The organism is Bacillus thuringiensis, assembly GCF_001182785.1.
Taxonomy (GTDB): Bacteria; Bacillota; Bacilli; order Bacillales; family Bacillaceae_G; genus Bacillus_A; species Bacillus_A thuringiensis_S.
Window position 1 is genome coordinate 2,496,148 of sequence record NZ_CP012099.1, and the last position, 22,415, is coordinate 2,518,562.

Genomic DNA, 22,415 nt, shown 5'->3' on the forward strand with positions numbered 1-22,415 from the left:
TAAATTCAGAAAAGAAAGAATATACAGAAAGATATAGATGTTTGAAGGGGATAAATAAGCTGAAAACGAAATAAAAAAATTTAATTATAAAATAAATACTGAATTATATGGATAATCTATATTTCTCAAGTATTTTCAGAATATGAGAGAATAGTTGTTTGAATTATTTATGATAGAATATTCTTAATAATATAATTTGACGGAACGAAAAAGACCCATAGCGTGTGTAATTGTGCTGGGAACACTTTTACACCGTTTGCCCTAATTGTAGTAGGGAAAACATTTGCCATGAGCCTTTCAGTTACGACTATGCGTAACATATACGGCTAGTATAACACAGCTTTTAGATGTAATTCATCATTAAGGTGCGTTTTCATGATAGGGAAGTGTGTCTTGTTCCAATAAGGGGGACAAAACATGTGGAAAGCTCTAAATCAAATTGAAAAAGAGTTATGTGCAGCTGGGATAAGGAAAAATAAACTAGCAAATTATTGGGGAGTTAAGCCAAGTACTGTTACAAAAATTTTTAAGGGTAACACAGACATGAGTTTTGGTTTTCTTTCCAAAACGGTCATTCTATTAAACAAGAGAATACAGGTTCAAGAAAATATATTAACAGATTATATAGATGTAACAAAACCGAAATCAGAAAACTTACGTGAAGCAATGGAGGATCTAGCTTTAAGAGGAAAGTTTAATCTTTTAATTAATATTATTAATAGTGAATCACAATCAAAGGTATCAGAAAATAGAGAATTCGCTAATGTGTATCGAATTATTTACAAACGATATATAGGTGAACTTAATACGGCGCATTACCATCAGGCATTAAGCTTGGAGAGTAAATCAATAAGAACTACAGAGATGGAAGTGTTAATTGAAATTTTATTATGCCAAGCGCAATATCAATCAGGAAACTTTACTTCTTTAAATGAGCGATTGAAAGCTCTTGAAATAAAAATAAGTAAAATAAGTAATAGATACATTAGAGAGTGCTATAAATTACGATATAAAGAAGCTATTGCCGTTACTTCTTTACAGGGTGGTGAAGTCATTGAAGCAAGACAAGTTTGTATGGATCTATTAGATGATCTTGAATGGGATAACTTTTTTTCTTTTCCAAAATTAAATGCATATTTAAAGTTAGGTGAATCGTATATTTTTTCAGCGAATGAATATGAGAGGGCAAAATATTATTTGGAAAAGACCCTAGAAGTGATAGGGAATAGCAAGACTAATGGAATTGAGAGAAAAAGAAAAATGGTGCAACATACATTAGCATTTCTAAAGATTCATCATGATAAAGAAATTAGTAGCTTAGATGTTGTTCATCCAGGTGAACTAGCATATTTAAGGATTAAACAAGGTAATAGGATGGAAGCGAGAAAATTATTGGACCAATTACAAGAGAAGAATGGAAGATTAACAGACATACAGACTGCATATTTAGGTTTAACATATGAAGGTACTAAAAAAGAAGAGTTAATGAAACGTTCTCTTTTGATGTGTCAAAAATCAGGGAATATATTTTATTCGAATTTACCAAAAATTCACTTGGGTTTAATTTGAATAATTGGTATAATTATCTTTGGAAAGAGGTGAAATAATGAAGAAAATAATTACAATCATTCCTGCACTATTAATAGCTGCTACATTATTCATTAACACTGATTCTATAAAAGAAAAACCTAGTACAAATGATTCAAAACCTACAGTTCAACATATGATGGTTGATCCTGGTGGAGGTTGGTAAAATACATAATAAATAAAGGTTTATATATATTACAAATGACATCGTCTTAATTGACGATGTCATTTGTAATTTTAGGAGAAATTTCTTTTTCCGCTGAAAGAAGAAAAAAGAAATTTTTGTAAAAAAAATACAAAAATATAAAGAGGGAGATTGAAGAAGATGAAGAGCAAAGAAGGGGAAGTTAATCTAATTAAACAAGCTTTATTACTTTTGCAAGAAGAGGATAATCCAAAAGAGAAATTATTTTCTATTTGTTTGAGTGAATCCAAAAAAGAAAAAGTTATGTAAAAAAGACTATCTAACTTTTGTGATAGTCTTTTTACACTACATATTTCCTTTAGATTTCTCGTAGTTCACAAACATCTCTAATTGCTCTAATGCTTTTTTTCGTTGTTCTTCGGGTAAGTCATTAATGATCTGAAGAATTTCGTGTGCTTCCTTTGTTAGCTGTAAGTCTTCGCCTGCTGTTAAATCTGGTGAATCAGATAAACCTAACAAGTAATCTGTTGTTACTTTTAAATAATTTGCTATCTTCTGAAGTGTACGTGTACCGGGTGCTTTTTTCCCCTCGACATAATTATAAACAGAAACATGACTAACACCAATTGCATCAGCTAACTGTTGTTGGGTGATGCTCTTTTTTTCAATTAATGATTTCAACCTCTCATGACTAAACATAATAAAAAACACCCCAAGTTTATTTTATATGAAATTATTTTTTCTTAACTACTATTATGGTGTCACACTGTCATTATATATTAACTATCAGTTAAGTGGAAAGGTAATTTTTTGGGTAAAAGTTCTAGGAAACACTTGAACTTAACTTTAGGTTAAGTTATTATGTAATTAACAACAAAAACGGAAGAGAGGAGTTGTTTATGAAAACTCTAAAGCAGCTACGTGTAGAACAGGGATATACATGTAGGGAGGTAGCTGAAGCCGTGGGTATTACTGAAGTTTATTATTGGTATATAGAAAACGGGAAGCGTCGACCTTATTATGATTTAATTGTGAAAATTGCTGAGTTTTTTAAAGTGAAATTAGATGCAATTAAAATTTTTTGTCCTTAACTTAACCTTAAGTTAAGTTATTGTTGGTTAAGTAAATTAGAAAGGAGCAAAACAAAATGGGATTAGATCAAATCATTAAAGAGTCAATCCGCGAAGTTGTTCGCGAAGAAATTCAAGCAGCTTTAGCTTCATTTCAACAACAATCACAACCAAACAAGGTAATGAGGGTGAAAGAAGCAGCTGCTTACCTCAATATAGCAGTTTGTAGAATGTATGAATTAGCAAATCATCCACATTTTCCAGTGATTAGGGAAGGACGTAAATTACTTTTCTTGCAAAAGGATTTAGAAGCTTGGCTTGAAGCACAAAAGGAGGTGATTTAGTGGAAGACACAACATCATTAGCTATATTAGCGATATTAATTGCATGTGGTTCATGTTTGTTTTATATAACTTATGAGCCGATAAAACAATGGGCTTGGAGTGATGTGAAGAAAAGAAAAAAGACCCATGGCAGTGGGTCCTTTTCAAAAAACAAGTTGTTATAAGTATACCACGGAAAGTAGGGAAATAGCACATTGGTTTGATGAAAAGGAGTGAAAGTTATGAACAACAACGTATTACAAATAGGGCAAATAAATTTTCGTGGCAATGTTATAGACCATGGATGGTTTAAAACACTTACATTAGATAATGGTAAACCTAATATTGTTGCAATTACTATCTTAGGAGAAATTGTTTATTGGTATAAACCTACTGAAGTAAGAAGTGAAGAATCTAGTCAAGTTCAATATAAACAAAAGTTTAAGGCGGACACGCTTCAAAAGAGTTATCAACAATTAGCCGATTCATTTGGATTTACAAAAAGACAAGTAAAAGAAGCATGTGACTTTCTGAAAGAACGTGGACTTATAAAAATTGAATTTAGGACAATTCTTGTTAACGGAACTAGGTGTAATAACGTTATGTATGTTGAACCTGTACCTGAAATGATTCAGAAAATTTCCATCATGTATTGGGGAAATGGCAACCCTCCTACACTGAAAAGTGATAGCCCTGTGACTTTAGAAAGCAAGAGGGTCTTACATTCTAAAGCAATACCCTCCTCCGATAAAACGGAAGAGTCTCTTACACTAGAACGTAAGACAAATACAGAGATTACTACAAATATTACTACAAATATAAATGATGATGCTACTTCATCTCAGAAATTAATAAATCAAGAATTTAAAATTAGTTACAACTTTTTACTTAAAAAGGGAATTCCGTTAAGTGAAATTGCAATTCAAGAATTAGGTGAGTTTTGCGATAGATTCGGTAATGAATTAATTATTCACGCTGTTAATAAAGCAATTGATGAAAATGTACCAAAGTGGAGATATATTCGCAGTATTTTAAGTAGTTGGGAAAAGGAAAAAGTAAAAACATTAAATGATGTTGCTGCTTTAGATACTCGATTTGAAATGAGTAAGAAAAACAACAAACGTACTGGTAAAGGTTATTCCAAACGAACTGAAGTTGTACCGGATTGGTTACGCAAACAAGAAGAACAAGAGCCAATACAGCAGCCACAGCAAACTCAAAGCGATAATCTTGAAGATAATAAGAAACGTTTGGATGAGATTCTAAATAAATATAAAAATACTAAAGGAGAGTAAGGTATGAAAAATACAGGCGTTGCAAGAAAAGTGGACGAGCTAGGTCGTGTAGTAATTCCAGTAGAGTTACGCAGAACTTTAGGTATTACCAAAGGAACGGCACTAGATTTTCATATCGATGGTGAAAACATTGTTTTAAGAAAACATGAAAAGTCATGCTTTGTAACGGGTGAAGTTTCTGAAACCAACATAGAGTTGCTTGGTGGCCGAATGTTTTTAAGCAAGGAAGGGGCAAGTGAATTACTGGATTTTATTCAGAAGAGTGGGATGGCACATGCCTAAGCAACTAAATATTTTTGATGTAGAGCCAGCAATTTGTGAGTTCGATGCAATGAAGGCAAATGTGAAGAGAGGAACTGGACGCACTACATACGCTGACGTACGCGTCCAAGTTCCAACGAATGCGAAGTGTACGGATGAATTACCACGCACAACTAAACAAGATGATCGCTATGATATTTTTGAACAGTATGTAATGGCAATATGGAGATTTCAAAGAGCTGTAGATAAGTTTTTTAATTGGGATACAGCTGAAGAATTGTGTAAGGCAGCCAGGGATAAAAAAGAAATAATTCCGGTACGGGTTTATTTAGGAAGTGGTTTTAAACCTGATGTTGTCGAGTACATGCGGTAGTAAAAAGGAGAGGGACATATGAAAAAAATAGAAATTGATGTTAGTAGCAACAAACTTTTAATAGTGAAGGACGGAAATGTAACAGCAGTAAATCCACCAATGAGTGGATTCGGTGAGCAAGTTGCGGTTTGGGTAAACGGTAAAGTTGATCGTGTAGATACTAAGTTTACTGAAAAGATAAAATAATTTTTTACTAGAAAGTAGGTTCGCTTATGAGTGTAGCGAGAAACCATGAAGCGATGAAGGAATCACGGTTGAAGGTATACATCGCTTTAGAAGAAGCTAACTTCATTTGGGATGAAAGAGATGTAATTCGTTTTCGTGAAATGTGGAGTCAGGGCATGAGCTTGCCAAAGATGGCAAAAACGTTAAAAAGGCATCAAGCGGAAGTTGCACTCCTTGTAATAGATCAGGCTGATAAGTATTTAATTGAAAATCGTCCGTTAGGATTAGGAATTTGCTAAATAGGAAGGGGAAAATAAAATGAACGTTATGGAAAACGGTGTATATGAAACAACTAAATTAGTTAGTAAATCAAAGGAAGGACAAGCTGTAATGAATATCAATCATATTTGTGAATTAGATCAATATCAAGAAGCGGCATTACGTACATGGAATACAAATAAAGATTTCGGTGGACGTGTTTTAAATGCAGCATTAGGTCTTACGGGAGAAGCTGGTGAGGTTGCCGATGTTGTAAAAAAAGCAATTTTTCATGGTCATGGATTTGATCCAGCTCATTGTCCAGGAGAAGAAGAAGGAAATACACATAAAATCGCTTTAGAGCTAGGGGACATCTTGTACTACATTTCAATTATGTCTCATGAAATGGGATATACCCTAGAAGATATTGCTCAAATGAATATATCTAAATTAGAAAAAAGATACCCAGCCGGATTTAGTCGAGAAGCTAGTCAAAATCGTGTAGATATGAAATGAAAATTGTAATAAAAAAGAGCCATGAGTGGAAAGGCTCGTAGCTCTTTTTTATAAGGGTAATGATTTTATATATAAATATTATCATATAATCCCAAAAAATTCAATGTCAGTCAATTAATTGGTATAAAAATTAGTCAGAAGGGGTTTCCTTAACAACAATTGGCTATTGATGGTTAAAGTGTATTTCAAAAGAGAAATAAATTAACTTTGTAATTAAACTTTAAATATTAATTACTGTAGCAGTTATATTTCTTTCACTAATAGTGTTAGTTGATGTACCAATTCCCGAGGCATTCAGAGATAGACTGTATACATATGTGCCAGGGGGAGGGGTATCTATCCAGACTATTGAAACGTTGTGTGTTAAATTTGTTGAAACATTTATTGGTTTTTGAATATCGTCTTGAAGTTCCATCTGAACCGCAATAGTAAAGACACCTCTTTTTAGAGCAAGAATTGAAGATACAGTAAATTCTGTAAGGGGGCCTAGGGAAACATAATCAGATCTAAAAACTCCTTCTAACTTTACTATTTGATTAACCCCTACACTAATAGCTGGTAATACAAGGTTAGTTGGACTGATTGTAGGAATATGACTTTGGTTAAATGTAAGTGAAACAATGCCAGGTGGCCCGGTATCTCCCGTAGGTCCAGTGTTACCAGTAGGCCCGGTATCTCCCGTAGGTCCGGTGTTGCCAGTAGGCCCGGTATCTCCTGTAGGCCCGGTGTTGCCAGTAGGTCCAGTGTTACCAGTAGGCCCGGTATCTCCCGTAGGTCCGGTGTTGCCAGTAGATCCAGTGTTACCGGTAGATCCGGTATTACCAGTAGGTCCGGTAGCACCCGTTGCTCCAGTGGGACCTGTAGGGAATTGGAAAGGTTGCATAGGTGGAAGTGTAGGTCCGATTGAACCTGGATTAAATGCAGCGAAGGATAAAAACTCGTCCATTATAATTCACCTCTAAAAAATTCGTAGTACTAATAGTAAATGCAACAGTAGAATAAAGTGAAATGGACATGTGGTGGCATTTTAAAAATTAAATAAAAGCCATTATTTTATAAAAAAAGAGCAGCTAGCAAAAGCTAACTGTTTGGCTTGTTAAAGGTAGAGAATATAATATTTTTAATCAATTAGATAATTCTGGTAATATAACGATTTATAAATACGAGGGGATTTTTGTGTATATGAAAAGTTTTAAAATGTTTTTTGATGTATTAATGGTTAGGAAAACATAAATCAGGAAATAAAACCTGATATTCCTGGTTTAATCGAAGGTCAGTAGTTGAGTTTGTAAAGTGTATATAATTTTTTTCTAATTTATCTAGTGTTACCAGGTGATAAGTACCTAATCCATGCTGGATGCTATGTTTAGAAAGAGTAGGACCAATTTGTAATTTTCGATTTTTCATAGCTGTATTCCAGGGGCTGTAAAAGAATTTTAAAACGAAAGCGGGATACATGTAAATCATAAATGGATGCGGTGACCAATGTCGTCCTGCCCAATAACTACCATGAAAATAATTGTGGACTAATCTACCGCCATAGTATGGGGCAGGTGGATTAGGGGTGAGTATTTTCCCATGATAACGTTGTTTGACAAGGGGAATTCCGTATCTCGGATTGGTATAACCGTGAGTAGGATCATCTATCATCAGAATAGTCCTAATAGCGTACATGTTTTGCCCTAAAGTAGCAAGAGATGAGAAAAAGGCATGCTTATCAACACAGCAAAGAAATTCAGTGGTATTTAACACCATTTTCCATCCCATAATTTCTTTTTCTATGTTCATTACTTCTTGATCAACTAATATGGCATCAAATTCTAATACTTCTGAATCGCGGATTTCCCAATGAGGTGCAAATAATTTGCAAATTTCAACTGAACGATCAGTAGACCCACGATTAATAAGAATGCCGTGATCAAATAATTTTGTGTGGTGCATTAACCACCAAGGGAGTAGATACTCTTCATTGTAGAAATGGGAAATTAAAGTTGCATTAATGATAAACCCTCCTTTTAGAAAAGGATAAAATACATTTTGCTCTAATATAGTATGATGCTTATCCTTATAAGCCTTAGTTAGAAATAAAATAGAAAAAAGGCACTATAAAATAGTGCCCACATTCAATTTGCAGGAGTATTATGAGGAAACTTAAGTAGGTGGCTTAAGTTTCTCTGTAATAATTATGAATCTATGATTATAAAAATGCCTATATTTTAGAGGGGAGTTAGGGAGTATTTGTATACAGTGAAATCCTTTTTGAAAATATCTTCAACTAATTGAATAGTTTCGGAGTCATAAAAACTTTCATATGTTGGGAGTCGTGGGAATAGAGGGTCAGTAATATCAGCATCTGCATAGTTACCTTTAAAAATGGTGATCTCACTTTGATGATGCCATGACTTAGTTAATATATCTAATGGGGACTTCTTTAAGTCGTATATCTTCTCTAAATTTGAGATTTCAGAAGAGAAATTTTCAAGGTGAATATAGTTTTTAACAAACTTTTCTTCATCTTGGACATATTGTTGCACATAGTGGGGGTTCACATCATCTAAATTATTCATATGTGCTTTTAAGTAATATAAAAAAAGTTTAAAGGAGATTTTTTTATTACAGTTTTTATCATGATATAAAAACTGTCTAATTGGGTGCCATTCGGGATGTTCAATATTTGGTGGAGGAATTAGTGAGAGAAATGAACTTACTGCCCTTTTATAGGGATTTCTTACAAGTTTATATGTCGGTTTTTCATTTGTGGATAATGCATTAGCAAGTCCAGTAAAGTAGTATACTGAATTTTTGTAAATGTCGAACTCATAATTATGGATGAATGGGTTATATTTAATAGCTTCCTTAAACAAGTTGATTTGATAAAAAAACCAATGAGCAAGTGATGTACATCCACTTTTTTGACTCCAAAATAATATTATGGGGAATTCTTGATGAAAATGGGGTCCACGGGCGTATTTCATAATGAAGTCATAAATATTTGAGTTAGTCATATGTTACCTCCCATCATATTCTAGAAATCTCATCTTTGTATATGGTATGGAGAAAATTCTATATATATGATAAAAGGCTTGCAGGGCTATCAATTACTTTATAAAAGCGTTAATTTAGCAAAAAGAGTATCTAACATAAGTTAAATACTCTTTGACTTAAAATAACTCTTTAGATGTATCTCTAATTGAATAGTTCTCACTAAAATTTACAGTAGCAGAAATCTTTTGTTCTTTATCGTCAGCAACGTATCCGGATAGGTAAATCTCATGTGTTCTATATTCTTCCGGAGGCTCAACTTTTTCAATTACAATATCAAGGTGCTTCTCTTTTTTAAAGTAACCAATTGTAACTAGTTTAGCAGTTTGTTTTACTGCTGGCCATTCTTCGCTGTATTCTTTTGGAATGGATTGAGACGATACAAAATGAATAAATATAATCGGGATAGTTAGAAATAATATACTTACAATTACGTAGCGTAATAATTTTCTTCCCATAATGTGTCACCTGCTTATGATGTTTTATTTAATTTAGTCAACGTTTTGTATGATAAACCAACATTAACCAATTTACTATCAATTTAGGTGACATTAATATTACAAATTTGTAAGGTTTGTAAGAAAAATAGACCAATAAAATTTAACAAAATAGTTATTTGATAGAATTTTGATAAAAAGCGATGATCATTTACTCACTCCTTGATTGATGACAATCGCTTATGTATTGAAAAGTTATTCAGCTATTTGAAATATAGTTTCATTAGGTCTGGAGAATCCATATAGTTTCCTTGCGAACTTTAAAATACCTTCTTCGCTCTCTGTTAAAGTTCTAACATCGTTTTCAAAATAACGTCCTATTAGTTCTAATTCAGACAATTTTTTCTTTTCTTTATTAAGGGTAATTTGTTTTTCTTGAATCATATCTTCTTGTTTATAAATGCAGATTTGAATGGAAATAACCATAGGTAGCATAAAAGCAAGTGCTAATAACAGACGACGTCTTAGCTTTTTATTCGTTTGTTGATTCTTATTAGGTTCAATTTGTTTTTTTGAGATTGATTGTTGTGGTGTTAAATTTTGGACACTACCCATTTTAAAGCCTCCATTACTTATGTATAGAATTTAAATTGTTTAAAAGTATTATATATGCTAAATAGCTAAATTTGAATCTATTTGGATAAAGGGAGGTTTTATTAAATTTAAATAAAAATGTTATTTGAATAGAGAAGCCCTAGATTTAGGGGGTCTAGGGCTTCAAATCTGAGTATATCTCACACGGCATTATAAAGAGAAAAGAACGTACTGAAGATAACATATGAATGTTTCATAAATGTATCAAAAAAGCGAACAAATTCTTTATTTCAAAACTAAAGAGCGCCTTTTAAAGCGCCCTATGACTAAGATGTATATTGAAAAAAAGGTTCACATCATATTGTATGTATGTTTTTAATGATAGTGCAATTTTGAAACAAAATCGTTATTTTAATTAGTTTAGCCCCTTGAAGGGCGCTCCAAGGGGCTAAGATTCGAGAACTTGTAAACTCTTGTTTAATTACATGAAAACTCCCTAAGGAGAATCTAGGATATTGTAACACTCAACTGATTATTTTGACAACTATATATTGGTAAAAGAAGCCCCAATTATCTACGAGGCTTCTAAGGGTAATTGTCAAGTGATGACGTACTCGACTAATTAACAATATCATGAATTTTTTGGTAAAAATACTGGTAAATGTGTCCAAATAGGTGAGGTGTGATTTTCAACAAAAACGCTATTTTAATAAATAGGGAGGATGAATGATGGTTGTAGAAGCGAAGGTGAAATTTGAATTAGATGAAGAACAAAAATTACAGTTTCAAAATGTAAGGGAAAACGAAGGGGAACAAGAAGCGTTTTACTTTCTAGAGGAATTGATAATGAAAGGAATTGATTTAGCTGAATTTGTAGAGATGGAGTACAAGGATAAAAAATAACATTTCAGTCAAATCGAAAGGGGAAACTGTAATGGAAGTAGTGGAGATCGAAGGGCAGTTATCGATATTTGAAATAGATGAAACGAAAATTAAGCTGTATGAAGTCCTGGAGGCTAATGGCTACCATTGTCAGATTAGAAGCTATTACTTACACAATGATTACATGGGTGAAGTTAAGTACTTCTATATTAGAACAACAGACGACACAATTATTGATATGTGTTTGAGCGAGTTTCCTGAAGTATTTACGGTGTATGAGGGATTCAGTGAAGTGGAGATCCAGAAGATATACAAAGGAAGATTACAATAAAAATTTCATTTTGTTATAAAGAAAAGACACTAACAAGAGTGTCTCAATGGGAGTTATATCTTTCGGAACGGGATGTTGCTTTGTCTCGATTTACTTGCGCACTTAGTTTAATTAATAGGTCACGATCTATAAGTAATACATCGTTGGCATGTGCTAATTTACGTGCTGGTTCTGTGAAATAGTTATTAGTTACAACCCAAGCGTGAGCAGCATCGTAATATCTTTTAGCTCCAACAACTTCTTGGACTGATTGAATACCAACTTTATTTTTATAGCGTTTTGCTTGTACAACAATTTTGTTACCATTATTTTTTAAAATCAAGTCGGCTCCAAAGTCACCAGAACTTTTAGTAACTTCTGTTTGGTATCCGAGGGATTGGTATAAGGAACTTAAATATTCCTCAAATCGTCGACCATTCATTTGATCAATTTGATTAATGTTGGATTGACGAAGTTGATTTAAATAAATGTTATATGCCTTCTTATTTTTATGTTTCTTGTAACGATCTAGAGGCCAGAAGATAATTAAAATTAGTAGGCATAATGGCCAAATTTCTTCAAACATAATTCGAACTCCTTTTTTGCAAATATAGCTATATATCAAATTATATATTAATAGATTTATATTTGAAAATAAATATGTGTATGAGAGAAAAACTCAACAAAATAATCCTTTTGTTTATAGAAAAACAAGCTACCACGTTTCATTGATTGGGAATCTTTTCTAAGGTATGCTTAAGGGGATGGGAATAAAAAGAATATTTTCAAGAGGAAAGGGATTAATTTATGTTAGGAAATTGGTTTAATAAATTAAAAGAACCTAAATGTATACATAAATATAAACTTATTAAAAGTCATGACAATGAAGATTTTAAAGCTGGTAAGATGGGGATAGTTAGTCATTATAAATGTGAAAAGTGTGGGACAGAGAAGGAAATTAGCAAATATACTAATGATGTTAATAGTGACTATTGGGATATTTAAAATAACATTCGAATATAGTCCGGCTAGAAAACTAGAGGACACCAATTCATTAAAGCAGCCATTAAAGCTGTTTTAGGAATAGGTGTCCTCTTTATTTTGAAAAAGGAGATGGGGAAATGAAGGTGTTAAAGGATCAGCTATGTGAATGGAAAAAGCAATCAAACCAACCGAAAAAGAAAAATAAGAAAAAACGAGAAGAGAAATTTAGCACTCGTGAAATTGAGGATTTAATGGGCATGCATAGACCTTGTTATGAACGAAGACGTGGAGCAATAAGACAAAAGTAATTTAAAAATAAAAAGGAGTGGTCTTACATGACTAAACAATTATCTTTCTTACCAAAAATCGATAGAACAGCGACACAAGAGGAATTAGAAGGCGTCTTGGAAAGTGTACGTATACATAGACAATTTGGGATGATGCGTAAAGAAATGAAAGTCACTCCTTCTTATGAAGTACGTGAGCATGGTCCTACACATACAGTTGGGAAACCATTAGAAGATGTTGCTTTAGCAAATATTCAACAAAGTAAACGAGAAGAGAGGCTTGAGAAAATGTCATTACGTATTGATCAGTTTCTAACGCGATTAGGAAACGGACGTGCAGGAAGCATTCAAAGAGATATTATTTATAAACGTTATTTAGAAGAAGAGGACGTATGTGATTACATGGTTTATAACGAAATAGGGATGTCAGAGCGTACTTATCGACGTTGGAAGTCTAAAGCTTTTTATAAGCTTGCTTTTGCACTTGGATTAGAAGTTTACGAGACAGAAGAGACTGGAGGTAATGAATAATGAATTTTGTTCAGCCAATACGTAATCCAGAAGAAATACAGCAGTTAAAAGAATATTTTAAAGAAAAGAGCTTACGTAATTACATTCTCTTCATTATGGGAATCAATACAGGCTTGAGAATCTCGGACATTTTGAAATTGAAGGTAGGAGACGTCAAAGGTAGTCATATATCTATGAGAGAAAAGAAAACCGGGAAACAGAAACGAATACAAATTACCGCAGCATTAAAAAGAGAACTTAAATGGTTTATAGAAGAAAGAGAAGATCATGAGTATTTGTTGCAAAGTAGACAAGGGAAGAATCGTCCTATCGGTCGCAGCATGGCATATAAGATATTAAGTATAGCCGCAGCAGAGTTCGGGTTAGATGAAATAGGAACACATACGTTAAGAAAAACATACGGGTATCACATGTACATGCAAACGAAAAACATAGCGTTACTCATGGAGATATTCAATCACTCGTCAGAGAAGGTCACACTACGCTATATAGGTGTAAACCAAGATGCAATGGATAAAGCAATGACTAGGTTTAAAATCTAATTATTGCTTTTTTCTTTTAAATCTAGGGATATCGTAGCATTTTGGGAAAAAAACACGTTAAAAGTATACAAGATTTTATACAGTTCCAGTAACAAATAAGAACCCTAAAACCGCGCTAGGATAGGAATGTATAAAAAAATGCATAGATCCATAGAACAAAAAAAGAAGGTTCCTTGGTGAACTTACGGTTTCCTCTTTTCATTGCTACCGATAAAAAGACGTTATGTTAACTGATCATGTATACAATATACAACTAAAATCATACAACATATCCTCTCTCTTAAATGGTAAAATAGGGGAAAAGAAAAAAGTAAAGGGGGGGGGCATAAGTGAAATATATTAATGGATTGTACATATCACTTATATTGATGATGTTTATTAATTTATCTAATATCACAATATTTAATAATGAATACTCAGGGATAGCAATGTATATCTCTTCCGTTATATTCATAATTGGAACCGCGTTTTTTGGAAGTGCAAAACGGCTTAAAATTAGTGAGGAAAAATAAAACAAAAAGTAACTTCCAATAATGAGACGTTATGTTAACTTTCTATGAATAGTGTATTCACTTAAAAAACATTACCGAACCCAAAATAAAGGAAATTTAATTATAAGAATAACTTGATAGAAAAACATGATACAATAGAAAAGTCTAAAAATTTTAAATTTAAAGATAACTAATGATAAAAGGGGAAAATTTATGATTAAAACCGCTGTAAAACTTGTAGAATTAAATGCAGAAAACTGGTATGAATGTTGTGAATTAGAATTATCCGATGGACAAGCAGAATATATTGAATCCAATGCTATTTCAATAGCTCAATCAAAATTCGAACCAAATTTAAAACCTTATGCAATTTATTGCGAAGAAAAAGTGGTAGGATTTTTAATGTTTAATTCTGAAATGGAAGAACTTGATGGGTATTGGGTATATAGAATAATGATTGATAAGAAATCCCAAGGTAATGGTATAGGGAAAGCAGCAACTAATTTAATGATTGAAGAAATGACTAAATTACCAAATGCAAAAAAAATAGTAGTGGGTTATCATCCTGAAAATAAAGGGGCCCATTATTTATATTCGAGTTTAGGTTTTGTTGATAATGGTGACAGGTTCGGTAAAGAAATGGCAGTTATCAAATATATAAATGATTAAGAGATCAATATAAAAAAAGAAAAACTCAGAGTCACCTTTTACTTCCGCTAACGAAAATTATGTAAATAAGCTGTCCACATGGGCAGCTTATTTTATTTTTCCACATAGCGTAGGTTATTTTGTAAAATGCTGGTGGTATCCCTATACAGTTACTCATAATTTTCGTACTGTGTAACTCAAAAGAGAAAGTTAAATGAAATCAATGATACCAAGGGATTCAGAAAAAGGGGCAGTTACACACAATATAAGATATGGGTAAGTCATTATACAATTGTTAATTGGAATATTGTATTATTGTATATAAGAATTTAAAGAGGGAGTGTAGCTAATGAGTGTGTTGGAAAATTTAACTGCTTATGGGTTTGGAACAGCTGGCGTTGTATATCTTGCTAAGCAAGGTTTTTTACATGCAATAAAAAGATTAGAAGAGAATCACAAAAGTGAACTTAGAAAAAGAGAAGAAGATTATAAAAAAGAACTTAATAAAGAACTGAAAAGGATTGATGCAAAATTTAAAGTGTTGACTGATAGACAAATAGAAGAACATAAGTCGGAATTAAAGAAAGTTAATGATAAATATCAGATTAGATTTAGTAAATTACATATAGATAGAGCAGAAGCTATAAAGAATTTATACGGAAAGATGAGTGACTTAGAATTAAGTATAAAGAGATTATTAGGGCTCGAAAGAACAATGGATGAGGAACTCTCAAAAGATGAAGTGAAAAAGAAATTTGATGAAGCCAATCGTAAGCTAGGTATATTAATCGAATATTACATGATTAATCAAATTTATTTCCCCGAAGAAGTTTGCGAAACATTTGATGTTTTACAATCGGATTCAAGCTGGACGGTAGCGAATTTTTATTCGTATTATGCGGAGGGCGGAGAAGGAAATAAAGAAACAGAAAAACATCAAATAGAGAGCTATATTAATAATGAATTTCCGAAAATAAAGAGGTCTCTTGAAATTCATTTCAGAAGATTACTAGGAGTAAGTGGATAGTGATTTATTTTATTTAGTGGCAGAGTCATGACCGCTTTTTGGCAGGAAATGTGCCGGTTGTTTTGGAATTAACGTGATATATTTGTATTGTGAGAAGTGGCGGAAAACACAACTCATAATATACCTTTATAATCTATATGTTGTCCAAACGATTTTATAATGATGGTACATAAAATCCGAAACCAGCAGGTGGTAACGATTGAATGATACCGTTATTAAGGAGAGTTTTTGCTCTTCTTCCAGTTACTTAATATTGTTGATGTATATCAGTAGATCTTCATTAAGTGATTGGAAGAAGTTTGAAACTTCACGTACCATAATTGAATTAATAATATAAATCAAAGCATCCATTTGGGTGCTTTTTTATTTTGGAGAGGATGGTTTATATGACGGCATACCATAGGCCGGTTTTGACAGAAAATGTGGATACACATACAGCAGTTTGGGTGAAAGGGTATTCTATTGACAATCCGACTATAGGAACCGAAGTGAAAAGTCAGCTCAATCTTGAACTGACTTTTATGAGTAATGATTATTCGCCAAATAAGTACAAGATATTTTTAGAAGAATTTGAACGATTTCTAAGTAAATACGGGTACTTAAATGGTGAACATAGTTAAGATAATCCTATAAAACCAGTTGTCACTTTTACAGCTGTTGCTGAGAGTACACTTAAAGGAACACTAGATAACTTTTTAGTAAGTTTTTTTGTTTTAGCCCAAACTTTTGAGTCTCTAATAGTATCTAGGAATTCATGTCCTGAAAAAGTAATCGATCCTATTCCTAGAGCATAAATTTCATCTCCATCAAACTGGTAAGAGCCGTTTATGTATCCAGCTTCTATAAGTTTTAAAATGGCGTATATAGATTCGTTTTCGCCGTACTTGTTAAAAGTATTAAATTCTTTTAATTGATGAAGATGAATGTGTTGACCTAGGTTTAATTTTTCTTCTAGTTCCAAAAGAACAGAACGAATACAATCTTGATTTAATTTCATGTTATCACCTCCTTACATTCTACAAATTCGACAAAAAAGAAGGTAATCCTACAAATTATAGAATAGGAAAACAATTGGTAATAAAAGCATTTAATTAGAAATTTTTATTTTGAAGGAGGATGAATGATGGAATGTAAAAAATGACACTTAAACCTTTAAAGCAATATAAGATTGGTCCAAATAAAATCCAATCATTAGATGATGTAATTACTATTTTAAGAAATGTGATGATATGCGTGAATGGTGGAGAAGCGTTGGAAGGTCTGGAGCATTTAATCGAAAAGGGTGACGAATAATGAAACTAACTAAACTAACTAAACAAGAACAAGCGGTTGCAATTGGTACATTCATTTCAATATTAGGACAGGACCTTGTAAATGAATGTATTGATAAACAGAAATTAGAAAGTGTAATTCCAATCTTTAATGAGTTGGAAGATAATACAACACCAAAGCAAAAGAGAGAAGCGATGATTAGTTTGCTTGGTAAGGCAATGGATGAATTTGTTTAGAATAGGGAGTGATGATAGATGCAAGTCTATTGTTCTAACTGTAATAAGGATTACGATATGCAACCACAAGTAGAGCAACTTCCAAAAAGAATTGAGAGGTGTTTCTTTATTTGTCCTCATTGTAAAAATGAACATATTGCTGCATATGTGAACGATAAGATTCGTAGGTATCAAGCGGACATTGCTAAGTACTACGAACGGATTAATAAGAAGAATCTAAACATCGAGGATGAAATGAAACGGTTGAGGAAGAGGATGGAAGGTGCCAAGTAAACCATTCAAGCCGTGTAAGTCGTTAGGTTGCAACGAACTAACACGGGATAAGTATTGCGCTAAACATATTGAAAAGGAAAAAGAAACCGTAAGATATTATGACAAACATATTCGAAACAAAAGCTCACGTTCATTCTATAACTCCAAACCATGGAGAGTTATGCGTGAGTTTGTTTATCGTAGAGATCATGGCTTATGTGTTCAATGTAGAATGAATGGCATTATTAAGATAGGCGATGTAGTCGATCATATCATTCCGTTGCTTGTGGATTGGCTAAGGCGGTTAGATCCAGCTAATTTACAAACACTTTGTCACGCTTGCCATAACAAGAAAACAAAAGAAGATGAGAAGAAACACTGAAAATAATTTGAAAGGAAAAAATTCATAAACAGCCCCCCACCCTGAAAAAGCAAAGGACGGCTCTCCGTAGACCGCCGCCTAGCTTTCCGTGTAAAAAGTTCGTTTTATTCTATAAAAGGGGGTTCAGCCGAGGGAGGTGGTCCGCATAGGAAGGAAAGCGAAGCCGATTCACTTGCATTTGTTAGAAGGTAATACAAATCGATTGACAAAAGATGAAATCGAGCAGCGATTAAAAGCCGAAAAACAGTTACAAGCAAAAAAGGATAAGGTAAAGCCACCAACGTGGTTAGATTCAGTTGCCAAGAAAGAATTTAGACGGATTGCTGGTGAATTACTAGAGCTAGATGTTATTACAAACATAGATGTGAATGCATTAGCAACGTATTGCGATGCTTACTCTGACTATGTTGAATGCACCAAAATTATACGAGAAGAAGGACTTCTTGTTGAATATACCAATAAGGCAGCTGAAACCAATAAAGTTCCACATCCACTACTTACAAAAAAGAAGCAACTGCATGAACAAATGAAGGCTTTGGCTGTTGAGTTTGGTCTTACACCGAGTGCAAGAGCAAAAATTGTAATTCCAAATATAAAACAAGGTCCGAAAACTAATGTAGAAAAGGAGTTTGACGTATAACATGATTAAGCAATGGATGTTGGATTATTGTGATGATGTACTAAGTGGTGAGGTCGTTGCCTGTCAAAAACATAAACAAGCTTGTAAACGATTTTCAAGAGATATTGAGCGTGAAGGTTCTGAAGATTTCCCTTATGTTTTTAATGAAGAGAAGGCACTTCGTTTTTTTAAATGGATGTCTTTATTTAAACATACAAAAGGGAAACTGGCTGGACAAAGGATTGAACCGCATTCTATACAAATCTTTGTATTTAGTAATATTTATGGATGGGTTCATAGAAATACGGGATTACGTCGATTTAAAAAAGCTTATTGGCAAGTAGGTCGTAAAAATGCAAAGTCACAATCTTTAGCGTGCGTTGGTTCATATGAAGCAATGGCCTTTGGTGAGAATATGTCTGAAGTATATGTTGGCGCCACAAAAACAGAGCAAAGTAAAATTGTCTGGAATGAGATTAAAGCGCAGATGAATGGATGCGAGGATTTAAAAGGAAAATTTAATATTGCTTATGGAAAAATTGAACATTTAAAGACAAACTCTTTTATCTCAGCATTATCAAAAGATGCTGGTAAGTCTGGTGACGGTTTAAATGTTCAATGTGGGATTATTGATGAGTATCATGCCCATGCTACTTCTGAAATTTATGATGTCCTTGTATCCGGTTCGGGTGCGCGACCAAATCCATTAATGATGATTATTACAACGGCAGGTTTCAACTTGAATAATCCATGCTATCGTGTGGAATATCAATATGTTGCTAAAATTTTAGACCCAAATATTGATATTGAAAATGAAGAATACTTTGTAATGGTCAATGAATTAGATAAGGATGATGAAATTACAAACCCAAGTGTATGGGAGAAGGCAAATCCTATTCTATGTAGTTATGAAGAAGGGTGCTCTTTTTTAAAGGGAGAGTTACAATCAGCATTAGATGTGCCAGAGAAAATGCGGAATTTCCTTACTAAAAATATGAATCGATGGGTTGATATGAAGGAAAACGGCTACATGGATATGAAAAAGTGGAAAGATTGCGATGGAACTGTTGAATTATCTGAATTAAAAGGTTTGGAATGTACAGTAGGAGTAGACTTATCAGCCAAAATTGACTTAACGAGCATTTCATTTGAGTTCAAGAAGGATGATAAGTATATTGTTTTAAGTCATAGTTTTATGCCGGAAGATACATTAGCTGAGAAGAGACAAACGGATAAAGTTCCTTATGATCTGTGGGTGCAACAAAAATGGATCACGCCAACGCCTGGTGCGGTAGTTGATTATGAATTTATCAAAACACATATTAGAAACATGGAGAAAGAGAATAAGTTCAAAATTAAAGAAATATGTGCTGATCCATGGAATGCAACACAATTTATGCAAGACATGGAAGCTGAAGGATATACGATGATAGAGATACGCCAAGGAATGGCGACTTTATCAGGCCCTACAAAAGATTTTAGAGAACAAGTGTATCTAAAGAAAGTCATCCACAATAACAACCCTGTATTGAATTGGGCAACTAGTAATGCTATAACGAGGCAAGATGCCAATGAAAACATTATGCTGGACAAGTCAAAAGCAACAGAAAGAATCGATCCGATTGCGGCTGTAATAAACTCACATGTTCGTTGTATTCTCAATTCTGGTGAGATGGATTTAAATTCATATATCTTAAGTCAAGATTTCTCATTTTAGGAGGAGTTACATGCGTTTTTTATTGTTTTTTATTAGTATTTTAGAAGATATTTTACTTGTTTCGGGGTTGTCCATCATTGTTGGGACGACTTTTTTTATTAATCCAATTTACGGCTGGTATCTGTTAGGGTTTATTCTCATAATGCTGGGGGTGGTAATGATAAGAAGGTAGAAAGGAGGTGAAACTTTTGATTTTTCGGCATTTATTTAAGAATCAAGACACGACGGATTTGAAAAATCCGTCTCCTTGGTTTAAAAGTCTATTTGGTTATCAAGCCGCAAGTGGTGAAAAGGTTACGGTTGAATCATCTTTAGGAGTCCCGACAGTATATCGATGCATTAATATCCTTGCAAACAGTGTTGCAATGCTTCCTTTTCAAGTTTTTAGAAAGACGTCAAAAGGAAGAGAACGAGATAAGATGCATCAAGTGTCATTTGTTTTGGAAAGACGGCCAAACCCTTATCAAAGCCCATTTAAATTCAAACATTTAATCGAAACGCATCGCAATACATGGGGAAATGCTTACATCAATATTCATTGGGGTGTGGATGGCAGACCGAAAGAATTATGGGCACTAAATCCGGCTGTAACAACTCCAATCGTGGACCTGAAGACAAATAAGTTATGGTATTTTACGAATTTACCAGACGGTACACCTATTAAAATAACTGATGATGACATTATTCATCTTACTACGTTGTCTACTGATGGACTGAAGGGTAAACCACCTATTCAGATTGCAAGAGAGTCTATAGGTAGTTCACAAGCGGCACAAAAATTTAAAGGTAAATTCTTTACAAATGGTGCAGCCCATAGTGGGATATTGAAAACACAACAAGCCCTTGGAAAAGAAGCAAAAGATGTACTTCGTGATGCTTGGGAAGAAGCAAATACAGGTTTGAATAATGCTCAAAGGATAGCGATTTTGGATGCTGGTTTAGAATTTGAGAAAGTCGGGATGCCATTAAAGGATGCTCAATTTATTGAAGGTATGAAGTTCGATAAGGCTGAGATTGCAAACATCTTTAATATTCCATTACACATGATTAATGAGTTAGATCGTGCTACATTCTCAAACATTGAGCAACAGGCATTGGATTTTATCCAAAATACATTGAGTCCAATTCTTATTCAGTATGAAGAAGAATTTTCTTATAAAACATTTTCATTTAATGAACAAAAGCGTTATTATTTGAAATTTAATCTAACAAGTTTACTTCGCGCTGATTCTAAATCTAGAGCGGAATTTTATAAGATTATGTTAGATGCTGGTGCTTTCTCAATCAATAAAGTATTAGAGCTTGAAGATATAGATGGAATTGGAGAATATGGTGATAAACATCGTGTCGATCTAAATCATGTATCCATTGAGATTGCGGATGAATACCAATTAGCGAAAGCTAGTGGAGGTTTGTCGCTGAAAGGAGGTGAGGACAATTAAAGACGTATTCACTATTAAAAATCAAACGGAATCGTCAGCTGACCTATTTATCTATGGTGACATCATAAATAATACAGGTTGGAAATGGGATGATTCTGACATTATGCCTGATGATGTGAAAAATATTTTGGGGCAATTGGATGATAAAAGTAACCTTAATATCTATGTAAATAGTGGCGGTGGCTCTGTATTTGCTGGTTTAGCCATTTATAACATGTTAAAGCGCAATAAGGCTCAAAAAACTGTTTATGTAGATGGTGTTGCAGCTTCTATCGCTTCCGTAATCGCCCTGGCTGGTGATCGTGTTGTTGTCCCTTCTAACGCATTCTTAATGATTCATAAACCATGGACTGTTGGTGTAGGGAATGCAAATGACCTTCGTAAAATGGCAGAGGACTTAGACAATATTGAGTCAGGTATCATGAATGTATACAAAGAAAACTTAAAAGAAGGCATTGAAATTGAAGAAATTCAACAATTAGTAGATGCTGAGACTTGGTTAAGTGGTGAAGAAGCTGAAAAATACTTCGATATTGAAGTTGTGGAAGCAAAAGAAGTTGCCGCTTGTATGAGCGATTACTTTGATAAATATCAAAAAACACCTAATAAAGTAGTTGCAAAAGCTCCTTTTATTCCAAAGAAGGACAATAATGAACAATTAAAAATTCAAAATGCACTAGACCTGTTAGAACTATAGGTCTATTTTTTGTGCCAATATAAGGAGGAA

Annotated in this window: 38 protein-coding genes; 30 read left to right on the forward strand and 8 right to left on the reverse strand. The window is 33.4% G+C overall.

Going from position 1 to position 22,415, the window contains the following annotated elements; genetic code table 11:
* Positions 1-417 precede the first annotated feature (417 nt).
* The 3 genes from AC241_RS12825 (at position 418) to AC241_RS35695 (ending at position 2,041) form a co-directional block, all read left to right on the forward strand.
* Positions 418-1,569 (forward strand): AimR family lysis-lysogeny pheromone receptor, encoded by a 1,152-nt coding sequence (locus AC241_RS12825; RefSeq protein ID WP_050843704.1) that lies wholly within the window; start codon positions 418-420, stop codon positions 1,567-1,569.
* A gap of 37 nt (positions 1,570-1,606) precedes the next feature.
* Positions 1,607-1,753 (forward strand): hypothetical protein, encoded by a 147-nt coding sequence (locus tag AC241_RS12830; protein ID WP_050843706.1) that lies wholly within the window; start codon positions 1,607-1,609, stop codon positions 1,751-1,753.
* A 159-nt stretch (positions 1,754-1,912) separates the two neighbouring features.
* Positions 1,913-2,041: a hypothetical protein gene (locus AC241_RS35695; protein ID WP_000836783.1), complete on the forward strand. Its 129-nt coding sequence runs from the start codon at positions 1,913-1,915 to the stop codon at positions 2,039-2,041.
* A 36-nt stretch (positions 2,042-2,077) separates the two neighbouring features.
* Here the strand turns inward: AC241_RS35695 and AC241_RS12835 are convergent, their stop codons facing one another.
* On the reverse strand, positions 2,078-2,431 hold the full coding sequence (locus AC241_RS12835) for a helix-turn-helix domain-containing protein (protein ID WP_000491236.1): 354 nt from the start codon (positions 2,429-2,431) through the stop codon (positions 2,078-2,080).
* A 200-nt stretch (positions 2,432-2,631) separates the two neighbouring features.
* On the opposite strand from AC241_RS12835, the gene AC241_RS12840 reads away from it, so the two are divergent.
* From AC241_RS12840 to AC241_RS12880, 9 genes are read left to right on the forward strand one after another with little or no spacing between them, the layout of a single operon-like run.
* Entirely contained in the window at positions 2,632-2,823 is a 192-nt protein-coding gene (locus AC241_RS12840; protein ID WP_000854271.1) for a helix-turn-helix domain-containing protein, read from the forward strand.
* A 56-nt stretch (positions 2,824-2,879) separates the two neighbouring features.
* Entirely contained in the window at positions 2,880-3,146 is a 267-nt protein-coding gene (locus tag AC241_RS12845) for a helix-turn-helix domain-containing protein (protein WP_000522030.1), read from the forward strand.
* Complete coding sequence (locus AC241_RS34775) at positions 3,146-3,310, forward strand: hypothetical protein (protein WP_050843708.1); 165 nt, start codon at positions 3,146-3,148, stop codon at positions 3,308-3,310. Before AC241_RS12845 ends, AC241_RS34775 begins: the two co-directional genes overlap by 1 nt.
* A 57-nt stretch (positions 3,311-3,367) precedes the next feature.
* Complete coding sequence (locus AC241_RS12855) at positions 3,368-4,420, forward strand: DnaD domain-containing protein (RefSeq protein ID WP_050843710.1); 1,053 nt, start codon at positions 3,368-3,370, stop codon at positions 4,418-4,420.
* Positions 4,421-4,423: 3 nt separating this feature from the next.
* Positions 4,424-4,702, forward strand: coding sequence for an AbrB/MazE/SpoVT family DNA-binding domain-containing protein (locus tag AC241_RS12860; RefSeq protein ID WP_050843712.1), 279 nt, complete (start codon positions 4,424-4,426; stop codon positions 4,700-4,702).
* Positions 4,695-5,054, forward strand: coding sequence for a hypothetical protein (locus AC241_RS12865; RefSeq protein ID WP_001125949.1), 360 nt, complete (start codon positions 4,695-4,697; stop codon positions 5,052-5,054). Before AC241_RS12860 ends, AC241_RS12865 begins: the two co-directional genes overlap by 8 nt.
* A gap of 18 nt (positions 5,055-5,072) precedes the next feature.
* Positions 5,073-5,240 (forward strand): DUF3954 domain-containing protein, encoded by a 168-nt coding sequence (locus AC241_RS12870; RefSeq protein ID WP_000717826.1) that lies wholly within the window; start codon positions 5,073-5,075, stop codon positions 5,238-5,240.
* A 26-nt stretch (positions 5,241-5,266) separates the two neighbouring features.
* A complete protein-coding gene (locus AC241_RS12875) occupies positions 5,267-5,518 on the forward strand; it encodes a hypothetical protein (protein WP_025709558.1) in 252 nt (83 codons plus the stop codon).
* 19 nt (positions 5,519-5,537) lie between these two features.
* On the forward strand, positions 5,538-5,993 hold the full coding sequence (locus tag AC241_RS12880; RefSeq protein ID WP_050843714.1) for a nucleoside triphosphate pyrophosphohydrolase family protein: 456 nt from the start codon (positions 5,538-5,540) through the stop codon (positions 5,991-5,993).
* A 220-nt stretch (positions 5,994-6,213) separates the two neighbouring features.
* Here AC241_RS12880 and AC241_RS35890 read toward each other — a convergent pair whose 3' ends face one another.
* The 5 genes from AC241_RS35890 to AC241_RS12905 form a co-directional block, all read right to left on the reverse strand.
* Positions 6,214-6,939 carry an exosporium leader peptide-containing protein gene (locus AC241_RS35890; RefSeq protein ID WP_050843716.1) on the reverse strand — a complete coding sequence of 242 codons (726 nt, stop codon included), beginning with the start codon at positions 6,937-6,939 and terminating at the stop codon, positions 6,214-6,216.
* A gap of 266 nt (positions 6,940-7,205) precedes the next feature.
* Positions 7,206-7,934 (reverse strand): hypothetical protein, encoded by a 729-nt coding sequence (locus tag AC241_RS12890; protein ID WP_050843718.1) that lies wholly within the window; start codon positions 7,932-7,934, stop codon positions 7,206-7,208.
* Between the two features lie 275 nt (positions 7,935-8,209).
* Positions 8,210-8,998: a sulfotransferase family 2 domain-containing protein gene (locus AC241_RS12895; RefSeq protein WP_050843721.1), complete on the reverse strand. Its 789-nt coding sequence runs from the start codon at positions 8,996-8,998 to the stop codon at positions 8,210-8,212.
* 156 nt (positions 8,999-9,154) lie between these two features.
* Positions 9,155-9,493 (reverse strand): hypothetical protein, encoded by a 339-nt coding sequence (locus AC241_RS12900; RefSeq protein WP_050843723.1) that lies wholly within the window; start codon positions 9,491-9,493, stop codon positions 9,155-9,157.
* Positions 9,494-9,727: 234 nt separating this feature from the next.
* Positions 9,728-10,087 (reverse strand): septum formation initiator family protein, encoded by a 360-nt coding sequence (locus AC241_RS12905; protein ID WP_050843725.1) that lies wholly within the window; start codon positions 10,085-10,087, stop codon positions 9,728-9,730.
* Positions 10,088-10,795: 708 nt separating this feature from the next.
* On the opposite strand from AC241_RS12905, the gene AC241_RS34780 reads away from it, so the two are divergent.
* Both AC241_RS34780 and AC241_RS12910 read left to right on the forward strand, forming a co-directional pair.
* Positions 10,796-10,969: a hypothetical protein gene (locus AC241_RS34780; RefSeq protein WP_176521904.1), complete on the forward strand. Its 174-nt coding sequence runs from the start codon at positions 10,796-10,798 to the stop codon at positions 10,967-10,969.
* 31 nt (positions 10,970-11,000) lie between these two features.
* Positions 11,001-11,279 carry a hypothetical protein gene (locus tag AC241_RS12910; RefSeq protein WP_050843728.1) on the forward strand — a complete coding sequence of 93 codons (279 nt, stop codon included), beginning with the start codon at positions 11,001-11,003 and terminating at the stop codon, positions 11,277-11,279.
* Positions 11,280-11,322: 43 nt separating this feature from the next.
* On the opposite strand, the gene AC241_RS12915 is transcribed toward AC241_RS12910, so the two are convergent.
* The gene (locus AC241_RS12915) at positions 11,323-11,844 is read right to left on the reverse strand and encodes a restriction endonuclease (RefSeq protein WP_050843730.1); all 522 of its coding nucleotides are present in this window, start codon (positions 11,842-11,844) and stop codon (positions 11,323-11,325) included.
* 221 nt (positions 11,845-12,065) lie between these two features.
* Between AC241_RS12915 and AC241_RS12920 the strand changes: the two genes are divergently transcribed.
* The 8 genes from AC241_RS12920 (at position 12,066) to AC241_RS12955 (ending at position 16,388) form a co-directional block, all read left to right on the forward strand.
* A complete protein-coding gene (locus tag AC241_RS12920) occupies positions 12,066-12,263 on the forward strand; it encodes a hypothetical protein (protein WP_050843733.1) in 198 nt (65 codons plus the stop codon).
* A 116-nt stretch (positions 12,264-12,379) separates the two neighbouring features.
* The gene (locus AC241_RS34785) at positions 12,380-12,550 is read left to right on the forward strand and encodes a hypothetical protein (RefSeq protein WP_050843736.1); all 171 of its coding nucleotides are present in this window, start codon (positions 12,380-12,382) and stop codon (positions 12,548-12,550) included.
* Between the two features lie 27 nt (positions 12,551-12,577).
* The gene (locus tag AC241_RS12930) at positions 12,578-13,060 is read left to right on the forward strand and encodes an ArpU family phage packaging/lysis transcriptional regulator (protein WP_050843737.1); all 483 of its coding nucleotides are present in this window, start codon (positions 12,578-12,580) and stop codon (positions 13,058-13,060) included.
* Positions 13,060-13,602 carry a site-specific integrase gene (locus AC241_RS12935; protein ID WP_050843739.1) on the forward strand — a complete coding sequence of 181 codons (543 nt, stop codon included), beginning with the start codon at positions 13,060-13,062 and terminating at the stop codon, positions 13,600-13,602. Before AC241_RS12930 ends, AC241_RS12935 begins: the two co-directional genes overlap by 1 nt.
* Before the next feature lie 329 nt (positions 13,603-13,931).
* Positions 13,932-14,114, forward strand: a complete 183-nt coding sequence (locus AC241_RS35180) for a hypothetical protein (protein WP_029442416.1) — start codon at positions 13,932-13,934, stop codon at positions 14,112-14,114.
* Between the two features lie 192 nt (positions 14,115-14,306).
* The gene (locus tag AC241_RS12945; protein WP_050843740.1) at positions 14,307-14,762 is read left to right on the forward strand and encodes a GNAT family N-acetyltransferase; all 456 of its coding nucleotides are present in this window, start codon (positions 14,307-14,309) and stop codon (positions 14,760-14,762) included.
* Between the two features lie 328 nt (positions 14,763-15,090).
* The gene (locus AC241_RS12950) at positions 15,091-15,768 is read left to right on the forward strand and encodes a hypothetical protein (RefSeq protein WP_050843742.1); all 678 of its coding nucleotides are present in this window, start codon (positions 15,091-15,093) and stop codon (positions 15,766-15,768) included.
* A gap of 386 nt (positions 15,769-16,154) precedes the next feature.
* On the forward strand, positions 16,155-16,388 hold the full coding sequence (locus AC241_RS12955; RefSeq protein ID WP_050843744.1) for a hypothetical protein: 234 nt from the start codon (positions 16,155-16,157) through the stop codon (positions 16,386-16,388).
* Here AC241_RS12955 and AC241_RS12960 read toward each other — a convergent pair.
* The gene (locus AC241_RS12960) at positions 16,385-16,765 is read right to left on the reverse strand and encodes a DUF2513 domain-containing protein (protein ID WP_050843746.1); all 381 of its coding nucleotides are present in this window, start codon (positions 16,763-16,765) and stop codon (positions 16,385-16,387) included. The genes AC241_RS12955 and AC241_RS12960 overlap by 4 nt on opposite strands.
* A gap of 140 nt (positions 16,766-16,905) precedes the next feature.
* On the opposite strand from AC241_RS12960, the gene AC241_RS34790 reads away from it, so the two are divergent.
* The 8 genes from AC241_RS34790 to AC241_RS12995 all read left to right on the forward strand — a co-directional run bounded on the left by AC241_RS34790 (position 16,906) and on the right by AC241_RS12995 (position 22,385).
* A complete protein-coding gene (locus AC241_RS34790; protein ID WP_196303429.1) occupies positions 16,906-17,061 on the forward strand; it encodes a hypothetical protein in 156 nt (51 codons plus the stop codon).
* Entirely contained in the window at positions 17,061-17,276 is a 216-nt protein-coding gene (locus AC241_RS12965; RefSeq protein ID WP_050843748.1) for a hypothetical protein, read from the forward strand. The genes AC241_RS34790 and AC241_RS12965 overlap by 1 nt, the downstream gene beginning before the upstream one ends.
* A gap of 18 nt (positions 17,277-17,294) precedes the next feature.
* Complete coding sequence (locus AC241_RS12970) at positions 17,295-17,549, forward strand: hypothetical protein (protein WP_050843750.1); 255 nt, start codon at positions 17,295-17,297, stop codon at positions 17,547-17,549.
* Entirely contained in the window at positions 17,539-17,910 is a 372-nt protein-coding gene (locus tag AC241_RS12975) for an HNH endonuclease (protein ID WP_050843752.1), read from the forward strand. Before AC241_RS12970 ends, AC241_RS12975 begins: the two co-directional genes overlap by 11 nt.
* Before the next feature lie 136 nt (positions 17,911-18,046).
* Positions 18,047-18,550 carry a phage terminase small subunit P27 family gene (locus AC241_RS12980; RefSeq protein ID WP_080990785.1) on the forward strand — a complete coding sequence of 168 codons (504 nt, stop codon included), beginning with the start codon at positions 18,047-18,049 and terminating at the stop codon, positions 18,548-18,550.
* A gap of 1 nt (position 18,551) precedes the next feature.
* Positions 18,552-20,246 carry a terminase large subunit gene (locus AC241_RS12985; RefSeq protein ID WP_050843754.1) on the forward strand — a complete coding sequence of 565 codons (1,695 nt, stop codon included), beginning with the start codon at positions 18,552-18,554 and terminating at the stop codon, positions 20,244-20,246.
* A gap of 188 nt (positions 20,247-20,434) precedes the next feature.
* Entirely contained in the window at positions 20,435-21,688 is a 1,254-nt protein-coding gene (locus tag AC241_RS12990) for a phage portal protein (protein ID WP_050843756.1), read from the forward strand.
* A complete protein-coding gene (locus AC241_RS12995) occupies positions 21,675-22,385 on the forward strand; it encodes a head maturation protease, ClpP-related (RefSeq protein WP_050843758.1) in 711 nt (236 codons plus the stop codon). The genes AC241_RS12990 and AC241_RS12995 overlap by 14 nt, the downstream gene beginning before the upstream one ends.
* Positions 22,386-22,415 lie beyond the last annotated feature (30 nt).